At 42.7% G+C, this 10,307-nt stretch carries 11 protein-coding genes and 1 rRNA gene; all 12 read left to right on the forward strand.

The genetic code is table 11. The features are described 5' to 3' along the window. The first annotated feature begins 4 nt into the window (after positions 1-4). On the forward strand, positions 5-886 hold the full coding sequence (hslO, locus tag F0342_RS23730) for an Hsp33 family molecular chaperone HslO (RefSeq protein ID WP_149158197.1): 882 nt from the start codon (positions 5-7) through the stop codon (positions 884-886). Between the two features lie 25 nt (positions 887-911). Next, entirely contained in the window at positions 912-1,793 is an 882-nt protein-coding gene (locus tag F0342_RS23735; RefSeq protein ID WP_188048680.1) for a peptidyl-prolyl cis-trans isomerase, read from the forward strand. A 275-nt stretch (positions 1,794-2,068) separates the two neighbouring features. Continuing rightward, on the forward strand, positions 2,069-2,998 hold the full coding sequence (gene cysK / locus F0342_RS23740) for a cysteine synthase A (protein WP_149158199.1): 930 nt from the start codon (positions 2,069-2,071) through the stop codon (positions 2,996-2,998). A 203-nt stretch (positions 2,999-3,201) separates the two neighbouring features. Further along, positions 3,202-4,605 carry an aminodeoxychorismate synthase, component I gene (pabB, locus tag F0342_RS23745; RefSeq protein ID WP_149158200.1) on the forward strand — a complete coding sequence of 468 codons (1,404 nt, stop codon included), beginning with the start codon at positions 3,202-3,204 and terminating at the stop codon, positions 4,603-4,605. Beyond that, on the forward strand, positions 4,602-5,189 hold the full coding sequence (gene pabA / locus F0342_RS23750) for an aminodeoxychorismate/anthranilate synthase component II (RefSeq protein ID WP_149158201.1): 588 nt from the start codon (positions 4,602-4,604) through the stop codon (positions 5,187-5,189). The genes pabB and pabA overlap by 4 nt, the downstream gene beginning before the upstream one ends. Beyond that, a complete protein-coding gene (gene pabC, locus F0342_RS23755) occupies positions 5,190-6,047 on the forward strand; it encodes an aminodeoxychorismate lyase (RefSeq protein WP_149158202.1) in 858 nt (285 codons plus the stop codon). It abuts the gene before it with no gap. A 16-nt stretch (positions 6,048-6,063) separates the two neighbouring features. After that, a complete protein-coding gene (gene folP / locus F0342_RS23760) occupies positions 6,064-6,885 on the forward strand; it encodes a dihydropteroate synthase (protein WP_149158203.1) in 822 nt (273 codons plus the stop codon). After that, on the forward strand, positions 6,878-7,237 hold the full coding sequence (folB, locus tag F0342_RS23765) for a dihydroneopterin aldolase (RefSeq protein ID WP_149158204.1): 360 nt from the start codon (positions 6,878-6,880) through the stop codon (positions 7,235-7,237). The genes folP and folB overlap by 8 nt, the downstream gene beginning before the upstream one ends. A gap of 1 nt (position 7,238) precedes the next feature. Beyond that, complete coding sequence (gene folK / locus F0342_RS23770; RefSeq protein WP_149158205.1) at positions 7,239-7,763, forward strand: 2-amino-4-hydroxy-6-hydroxymethyldihydropteridine diphosphokinase; 525 nt, start codon at positions 7,239-7,241, stop codon at positions 7,761-7,763. Beyond that, positions 7,715-7,939: a helix-turn-helix domain-containing protein gene (locus tag F0342_RS23775; RefSeq protein ID WP_149158206.1), complete on the forward strand. Its 225-nt coding sequence runs from the start codon at positions 7,715-7,717 to the stop codon at positions 7,937-7,939. Before folK ends, F0342_RS23775 begins: the two co-directional genes overlap by 49 nt. 239 nt (positions 7,940-8,178) lie before the next feature. After that, complete coding sequence (gene lysS, locus F0342_RS23780) at positions 8,179-9,675, forward strand: lysine--tRNA ligase (RefSeq protein ID WP_188048681.1); 1,497 nt, start codon at positions 8,179-8,181, stop codon at positions 9,673-9,675. A 445-nt stretch (positions 9,676-10,120) separates the two neighbouring features. Next, a 16S ribosomal RNA gene (locus F0342_RS23785) occupies positions 10,121-10,307 on the forward strand; the annotation flags it as partial.

A 10,307-nucleotide genomic window follows, 5' to 3' on the forward strand; every position in this document is an offset into this window, starting at 1 on the left:
AACCATGAGTGACTATTTAGTAAAAGCGTTGGCCTATAATGGCCAGGTACGTGCTTATGCAGTGAAAAGCACGGATACAGTAGGAGAAGCACAAAGAAGGCATGGAACATGGCCGACTGCATCAGCAGCATTAGGTAGAAGCATTAGTGCCGGAGTGATGATGGGGGCAATGCTAAAAGGGGAAAATAAATTAACGGTCAAAGTAGAGGGTGGTGGCCCGATAGGTGCCATTCTTGTAGATAGTAATGCAAAAGGGGAGGTCAGAGGATATGTGACCAACCCACATGTACACTTCGATTTAAACGAGCAAGGGAAGCTTGATGTCCGTCGTGCTGTTGGTACAACCGGAACGTTATCCATTGTAAAAGATATCGGCATGAGGGATCATTTCTCCGGTCAGGTTCCGATTGTTTCAGGAGAACTTGGAGAAGACTTTACGTATTATTTCGTCACTTCAGAACAAGTGCCCTCTTCTGTAGGTGTAGGTGTGCTGGTGAACCCTGACAATTCAATTCTTGCAGCAGGCGGATTTATCCTGCAGCTAATGCCGGGAACGGATGATGAAACGATTACGAAGATTGAGGAACGCCTGGCTAAAATCCCTCCGATCTCAAAACTAATCGAAAAGGGACTCACTCCTGAAGAGGTATTAGAAGAAGTACTTGGAAAAGGGGAAGTCAAAGTACTTGAAACGCTTCCGGTGGCATTTAAGTGTCAGTGTAATAAAGAACGTTTTTCAAATGCCATCATCAGCTTAGGGGAGCAGGAAATTCAAGAAATGATTGATGAAGATGGAAGTGCAGAAGCAAGCTGTCACTTCTGTAATGAAACGTATGTGTTTTCTAAAGAAGACTTGGAAGAACTGAAAGCAAACGCGAAGCAATAAATCAGATTCAGGGAGAATGGGAGAAATGAGAATTAAACGGTCTGTACTCATGGTTATGGTTGGGATACTTCTTGTCACTAACATCATTACACTCTTGTGGAATCGCTCTTCGGGGGTAAGTGGAACTCCCGAAGTAGTGGCAACGGTGGGCGGAGAGTCAATTACCCGGGAGGACTGGTTGTATTCCCTTGAGCAAAAACATGGCAAAGAAGAGTTGAAGGTATTGATCAATCAACAAGTGATCGACCATTTAGCGAAGAAATATGATATCTCCGTTTCAGATAAAGAAGTAGAGCAGGAATATTATTTCATCCAATCTGTTTTTAATGAGCACGATGAAGAAAATCTTGAAGATGAAGATTCACTAAAGGCTCGAATCAGATCTGAATTGTTATTAGAGGAGCTCCTCACGAAGGATGTCCAAGTACCTGAAAAAGAGTTGAAGAGCTTCTATAATCAAAACGAGCATCTGTACTCTATTTCTAAAATGTATAAGTTGAAGCAGTTGAAGGTAGCTGATCAATCAGAAGCAGCTCAAGCATTGGAAGAACTTGAAGCTGGATCTGACTTTGAAGCATTGGCCATGGAGCGTTCAAGTGATGAGCAAAGTGCTAACTTAGGGGGAGACATTGGATATGTTCCTCTGGATGGAGATTTCCTATCTTCAGAAGCGTCAGAAGAAATAGAGTCTCTCTCCCCTGGTGAATGGACAAAACCGATCCGAGAGGATTCAGAGTACGTTATTTATTATGTAGACGATGTTTTGAAAGAAAGACATTTTTCATTCAAAGATGTAAAATCTCAAATTCGCAGACAAATTGCTTTAGAGCAAGTAGAGACGCCACTTCAGCCCGAGTCCTTTTGGAAAGAGGTTGAAGTGGAATGGTTTTACGAAAAACAGAACTAGAGGGGGCTGACCTATTAAAGGTCAGCTTCTTTTACATAGAGAGACACTTTTTAACGAAACATAGGATAAATGAAATATGCATACATATAACCTAGAGGAGAGACAATTTGGTCTCATAAACAAGCATAAAGTGAGCATGAGAGAAGGATGATACACCTCCAACCCAAGATGGTCGGGGTGAGCATTGTTTATGCTTTTTAATTGACAAATTTATTGAATATTGTTACATTTTTATAAAACCAACAAATTTACTTGGAATTAGGAGTGATGAATGAATGGTGAGAGTAGCCAATTCAATTTCGGAATTAATAGGACAGACTCCAGTGGTAAAACTGAATCGATTAGTAGATGAAAATAGTGCAGATGTTTACTTGAAATTAGAATATATGAACCCGGGAAGCTCTGTAAAAGATCGTATCGCATTAGCTATGATTGAAGCTGGGGAAGAAGAAGGTACGATTAATCCCGGAGATACGATTGTTGAGCCAACGAGTGGAAATACGGGTATCGGTTTAGCGATGGTAGCTGCCGCAAAAGGATACCGTGCGTTACTGGTCATGCCTGACACAATGAGTATGGAGAGACGCAACCTGTTACGTGCATACGGCGCAGAATTAGTATTAACACCAGGAGCAGAAGGTATGGGAGGGGCCATTCGCAAAGCTGAAGAGTTAGCGAAAGAAAAAGGCTACTTCATGCCTCAGCAATTCAAAAATGAAGCCAACCCTAAAGTTCATCGAGAAACAACCGGACCTGAGATCGTCGAGCAAATGGGCGATCAGCTGGATGCCTTCATTGCAGGGATTGGAACAGGCGGTACGATTACTGGTGCGGGAGAAGTGCTGAAGAAACATTACCCATCAATCGAGCTGTATGCCGTGGAACCGTCAGATTCACCAGTATTATCAGGAGGAAAGCCTGGTCCTCATAAAATCCAAGGAATCGGTGCCGGATTTATCCCTGATATTTTAGATACAGAGGTATATAACCATGTCATTCAAGTTGAAAAAGATTCGGCCTTCGACTATGCAAGAAGAGCAGCTAAAGAAGAGGGGATCCTGGGCGGGATTTCTTCAGGAGCGGCCATCTATGCAGCTATAGAAGTAGCGAAGAAGTTAGGGAAGGGTAAGAAAGTTCTTGCCATCATCCCTAGTAACGGAGAACGCTATTTAAGTACTCCTCTTTACCAATTTGATGAAGAATAATAATAAGTGGCGGATCCTGTAGAATGAACTCTTCAGGATCCTTTTTTAGTGTTGATCTGTTGAAACTTTTATTGTAAAAGTCCCCTTCAATACCGATCCATTCTCCACCATCCCCCTCACATAATTTCAAGTTTTTAACGATGAAACCTTCCCGAAGTTCATGTATCATGAAAGTAGATAAAGAATAGGAGTGTGAAGGGTCAGTGCAGCACCTATATTTTCATAAAAACCATTCAACCAAAGAACAATTTTTTGCAGCTTACGAACAACTAAGTCAACATCAATCACATCATATATTGTTAGAAAGTGGACGGGGTGGACGATATAGCGTTGCTGGACTACAACCTGACGTCATTTTACAAAGTGCTTCGGAAGGGTTGCGCATACAAAACTCTTCCGGGGTTGAAACGATAAATGGAGACCCGTTGATTCAAATGGAGAAATGGATGATGCCGCTTCGTAAGGAAAGAAGAGAGGATCTCCCTGATTTCCAAGGGGGGGTAATCGGGTTTCTTAGTTATGATTATGCAAGAAAGATTGAGAAACTTCCCGCTTTGGGGCGAGATGATCTGGAGATTCCGGACCTTTATTTCTATTACCTGGAGGAATGGGTGGTCTTCGATCATCAGGAAAACACCGTATGGACGATGATTCTTTCTGATGGAGAAACGGAGTTAGCCGAGAATAAGCTATCAATATGGACTTCCTCTTGGACAAATGCCTTGTCTTCAATAAAAAAATGTGAAGAGGATCCTGTGAAACACGAGACAGAAGACATCGAAGTATCGATGGATGAAGAAGAATTCTCAGTGGCCGTAAAACAAATCCAATCCTATATCTCTCAGGGTGATGTGTTTCAGGTGAATTTATCTGTCCGACAATCTCAAGAATTGAAGGCTGAGCCATACGCGGTTTATAAAAAGCTTCGAGAATTAAATCCCTCACCTTACATGAGCTATATTCATAGCCCGGATTTTCAAATTGTTTCCGGGTCACCGGAATTACTGGTGAAGAAAAAAGGAACCGAAGTAAGTACAAGACCGATCGCAGGTACACGCTCTCGGGGGAAAGATGCTGAAGAGGATGAGAAACTTGCTCTTGAGCTGATCAATAATGAAAAAGAAAGAGCAGAGCACGTGATGCTTGTGGATTTGGAACGAAATGACCTGGGCAGGGTTTGTCAATACGGGACAGTTGACGTGAATGAGTTTATGGTCATTGAAAAATACTCCCACGTCATGCACATTGTTTCGAATGTAAGAGGAACACTAGATGAAACTAAAACGGGAGCGGATCTAATTCGATCTGTCTTTCCAGGTGGAACCATTACGGGAGCCCCTAAGGTGAGAACGATGGAAATCATTGAAGAACTCGAGCCGGTTAGAAGAGGGATTTACACAGGGTCCATTGGCTGGATTGGCGTCAATGGAGATATGGAATTGAATATCGTCATTCGGACGATGCTTGTGAAAGAAGGAAAAGCCCATATTCAAGCGGGAGCGGGAGTGGTGATTGATTCCAATCCTAAGTACGAATACAAAGAATCCTTGAAGAAAGCGAAAGCCCTTTGGGTAGCAAAAGCCAGGGCGGAAGGAGAAACCCTATGATTCTCATGATTGATAACTACGATTCATTCACCTATAATCTTGTGCAATTTTTAGGAGAGCTTGGAGAAGAGCTCGTCGTGAAACGAAATGACGAGATTACTATAGATGAAATTGAGACATTGTCTCCCGATTACCTGATGATCTCCCCGGGACCTTGCAGCCCCAACGAAGCGGGTGTAAGCCTCGAGGCGATCCGAACCTTTGCCGGAAAGATTCCGATTTTCGGCGTTTGCCTGGGTCACCAATCGATTGCCCAGGTTTTCGGAGGGGAAGTTGTTCGTGCTGAACGGTTAATGCACGGGAAAGTCTCACCCATGATCCATGATGGTAAAACGGTTTTCAAAGACATGCCCAATCCTTTCAAGGCAACAAGGTACCACTCCCTGATCGTCAAAAGAGAAACCCTTCCTGAATGCTTTGACATTACAGCCGAAACGAAAGAAGGGGAGATCATGGCGATCCGACATAAACAGCTGCCGATCGAAGGGGTGCAGTTCCATCCTGAATCAATCATGACGGAACAAGGGAAACAACTGCTCCTTAACTTTTTAACGACTTATAAAAAAATCGAGATGGTTTTATAAATGTACCTATATCTTAACGGAGAAATCGTTCATTCATCAGAGGCGGTCATTTCCCCATTCGATCACGGATATTTATATGGATTGGGCGTGTTTGAAACCTTTAGAACGTATGATGGTCATCCGTTTTTGCTAAAGGATCACTTGAAGAGGCTTTCTCATGGATTAAAGGAATTGAATATTGCAGCAGACCTGGATGAAGAAAAGATTAGGAACTCTATAACAACACTTTTAGATAAAAATGGCTTAAAGGATGCATATTGCCGGTTCAATGTCTCGGGTGGGGCAGGGGAGATAGGTTTACAAACGACCCCCTATGAGGATGCGACGGTGATACTTTTTCAAAAAGAATTGCCTCCTTCTCTGCCATTAAAAGAAAAAGAAGGTGTGCTGCTTCAGTTAAGAAGAAACACACCGGAGACCGGGGAACGATTGAAATCCCATCATTACCTGAACAATATGGCGGCTAAACGGGAAATTGGCCCATCCCCCCGCCGGGAAGGAATATTCCTTACAAAGGAAGGCCATCTCTGTGAAGGAATAACGTCCAATCTATTCTGGATAAAAGACGCAGAATTGTATACACCAGCTATAGAGACGGGGCTCTTAAACGGGATAACCCGTCAGTTCATCCTTGCCCTGGCAGAACGAATGCAAATGCAGGTTTGGGTAGGGTTGTTCGAGCAGGAGCGATTACTAGGAGCGGATGAAGTGTTTTTTACAAACTCTGTGCAAGAAATCATACCGGTAAACAGAATTGACTCTATGAGTTTTCCGGGTAGCAACGGAGAGTATACCGGGCTGTTACATGAACGATACATCAAATATACAAGACAGTTGAATTCAATAGAGGAATTATAGCAGGGGGAGTCGTGCAATGAAGTGCGGTAAATACGAACTAGATTTTTCAACTAAAACCCTTATTATGGGGATTTTAAATATCACACCTGATTCATTCTCGGACGGTGGTTCGTTCAATGATTTGGACCGGGCTGTAGAGCGTGCGAAAGAAATGGTTGAGATGGGGGCGGACATCATTGATATCGGCGGAGAGTCTACCAGACCTGGACACGAGGTTGTGCCTGCTGATGAAGAAATTTCACGAGTCGTGCCCATCATAAAAGCGATATCACAGGAAGTGAACGTTCCGATCTCCATCGACACGTATAAGGCAGAGACGGCGCGAAAAGCCCTGGAGGCAGGAGCTAGCATCATTAATGATGTATGGGGTGCGAAAAAAGATCCTGAGATGGCACAAGTAGCAGCGGAAACGGGTGCCCCAATTATTCTCATGCATAACCGGGACAACCAGGAATACAGCCAATTCGTACGGGATTCGATACAAGACCTGCAGGAAAGTATCTTCCTAGTAAAAGAAGCTGGCGTACAAGATGAACAAATCATCCTCGATCCTGGAATCGGGTTTGCCAAAACAGTACAATTAAACATAGACATGATGAGACACCTGGATGTCATTGTTTCTCTCGGATATCCGGTACTCCTGGGAACGTCCCGGAAGTCTATCATTGGACATGTACTCGATCTTCCCGTAGAGGAACGAATGGAAGGAACGGGTGCCACGGTTTGCTACGGGATTCAAAAAGGGTGTCACATCGTACGTGTTCATGATGTAAAGGAAATGGCACGTATGGCAAAAATGATGGATGTCTTAGTTGGAAAGGAGAAATTGTATGGATAAGATTCTATTGAACGAAATGGAGTTTTACGGTTATCATGGTGTATTTCAGGAAGAAAACAAACTTGGACAACGTTTTCGTGTTAGTGTAGAGTTGCATTTAGATTTAAAGAAGTCCGGCCAGAGTGATCAGCTTGAGGACTCCGTAAACTATGCTGAGATCTATTCCATCACCAAATCTGTTGTCTGTGGAGAATCGAAGAATTTAGTGGAAGCGGTCGCTGAAGACATCTCTTCCCGGATCTTAGAAACATTCCAAGTCGTAGAGAGCTGTAAAATTACACTAATCAAGCCTGATCCACCTATTCCTGGACATTACCAATCGGTGGCGGTGGAGATTAATAGGAGTCGATAGGATGAATACTGCATACATTTCCCTTGGTTCCAATATGGGAGACAGGGCGGGTTATTTAGAAAAAGCCATAAACATCTTAGGCAGTCATGGTAAGATAGAGGTAACGAAACGATCCTCTATGTATGAAACAGATCCAGTAGGATTTACAGAACAAGGTGAATTTTTGAATATGGTCATCGAAATTCGTACCAGTCTAAGTCCAGAAACTCTATTACATCAGTGCTTGCAGGTGGAAATCGACCTTGGAAGAGAAAGGGAGTTCAAATGGGGTCCGAGAATTATAGACCTTGACATTTTACTCTATAATCACAAAAATATTGAATCAGAGAATCTTCTCATTCCTCACCCAAGGATGCAAGAGAGAGCATTTGTGTTAATCCCGTTATTAGAGGTTGCTCCACATATAGAGCATCCGTCGTTTAATGCCCCGTTCGTTGAATTTCTGGACGAAATACCTGACAAAGAAGGAGTTCGGTTATGGAAACAGATAAATGGGGAAGACGCATTCGTGCATTCAGAAAGCTAAAAGGATATACTCAGGAAGGTTTGGCCAAGGAACTTTCCATCTCTGTTTCGGTCCTTGGAGAAGTGGAAAGAGGAAGTCGGATACCGAAAGAAGATTTCTTAGTGAACGTTGCAGAAGTGCTGAACATACCGCTGCATGATCTGATCCCTCATGAAGAATCTGAACGTAGTGAGTGAATGCCGGTTAATTCACCTGTATATCCTTTTATGTTATCCTAGAAAAGGCTGGAACCAATACGTGACATTGTCACCATGTTGGATCGGCCTTTTTTAGATTTTTTTTCAATATCTTTTCACGCACCAAAGTACGTTTCTGAAATAACTCATACTTTAGGGGTGTTACAAACATAGATATTGTGTAAAATAGTATGGTATATAATCGTATTAGTCTAGTAAAGCAAGAAGATAGAATAGGAGTGAAACACATGAGTCACGAAGAAATCAATGACCAGCTTCGAGTCAGACGCGAAAAAATGGAGGCTATCCGTGATAAAGGACTGGATCCATTCGGCAAACGCTATGATCGTACACACAGTTCATCCGAGATCAAATCTCAATTCGATGAATTTTCTAAAGAAGAACTAGAAGAGAAAGACATCGCTGTAACCATCGCAGGTCGTATCATGACAAAGCGTGGAAAAGGGAAAGCGGGATTCGCACACCTGCAGGACCTGGCTGGACAAGTCCAAATCTATGTTCGTAAAGATGCGATCGGTGAAGAAGCATACGAACTATTCAATACAGCAGACCTCGGAGATATCGTAGGGGTTACAGGTACAGTATTCAAAACAAAGGTAGGAGAGCTTTCAGTAAAAGCGAAAGAATTCCACCTTCTAACGAAAGCATTGCGCCCATTGCCTGAGAAGTTCCATGGTTTAAAAGATGTTGAGCAACGCTACCGTCAACGTTATCTGGATCTAATCACGAGCCAGGAAAGCAAGGAGACGTTCATCGCCCGCAGCCGTATCATCCAATCCATGAGAAGATACCTGGATAACAACGGTTACTTAGAAGTAGAAACACCAATGATGCATGCCATCGCAGGGGGAGCATCTGCCCGTCCATTCAATACACATCACAACGCTCTTGATATGCCATTATTCATGCGTATCGCAATCGAGTTACACTTAAAGCGCCTGATTGTTGGTGGACTTGAAAAAGTATACGAAATTGGCCGTGTATTCCGTAATGAAGGTGTGTCTACAAGACATAACCCTGAGTTCACGATGATCGAGCTTTACGAAGCATACGCAGATTACCGAGATATCATGGCTCTTACTGAAAATCTTGTTGCTCATATTGCGAAGGAAGTATTCGGCTCTACTACCGTTCAGTATGCAGACTACGAAATTAACCTGGAGCCACAGTGGACCCGCCTTCACATGGTGGACGCGGTTAAAGAACAAACTGGTGTGGATTTCTGGAGAGAAATGTCTGATGAAGAAGCACGTGCCCTTGCAAAAGAGCACGGCATTGAAATCAAAGACAATATGCAATACGGCCATGTGGTAAATGAATTCTTCGAACAAAAAGTGGAAGACAAGCTTATCCAGCCTACATTCATCTATGGGCACCCGGTGGAAATTTCTCCACTTGCCAAGAAAAACGATGAAGACCCACGATTCACAGATCGCTTTGAATTATTCATCGTAGGTCGTGAACACGCGAATGCCTTCACGGAGCTTAATGATCCTATCGATCAAAGAGAACGATTTGAAGCGCAATTGAAAGAAAGAGAAGAAGGAAACGACGAAGCCCATATGATGGATAATGATTTCATCGAGGCTCTTGAATATGGTATGCCGCCAACAGGTGGTCTTGGTATCGGTATCGACAGACTTGTTATGCTTTTAACCAACTCACCATCCATTCGAGACGTATTACTATTCCCATTGATGCGTCATCGTGATTAATCGTGTGCTAAAGAACAGCAGGGGCTTATGCTCCTGCTGTTCTTTTTTGAAATTAAATTAAGTAATAGTAGATAATAATTTGGAGAAATAATGATGTGAATTCGCCAATTAGGGCTAAAGGCATCTTATTCAAACTATAAAATTACGGTAAAAAGAATGAAATGAATGTCTTTTGTCTTATAATTAATAGCTGGTGAAAAAAGATTTAAAAAATCTATTGCGCCCATATTTAGAAGGTGGTATAGTATTATCTGTTGCCGCAAAAACGCGACAAACTTAATGAAAACTTTTTAAAAAAAGTTATTGACTTTAATGAGTCGGTAATGTAATATTTAAAGGGTCGCTTCAAACGGAGCACTTACACATTGAACCTTGAAAACTGAACAAAACAAGACAATACGTCAACGTTAATTCTAGATTTATTTTTAAAGAGCTATTCAAACTTTTATCGGAGAGTTTGATCCTGGCTCAGGACGAACGCTGGCGGCGTGCCTAATACATGCAAGTCGAGCGGACTGATGGGAGCTTGCTCCCATCAGTCAGCGGCGGACGGGTGAGTAACACGTGGGTAACCTGCCTGTAAGACTGGGATAACTCCGGGAAACCGGGGCTAATACCGGATAACTCATTTC

Origin of the sequence: Bacillus sp. CH30_1T, assembly GCF_008364765.1 — a bacterium.
Taxonomy (GTDB): Bacteria; Bacillota; Bacilli; order Bacillales; family Bacillaceae_B; genus Rossellomorea.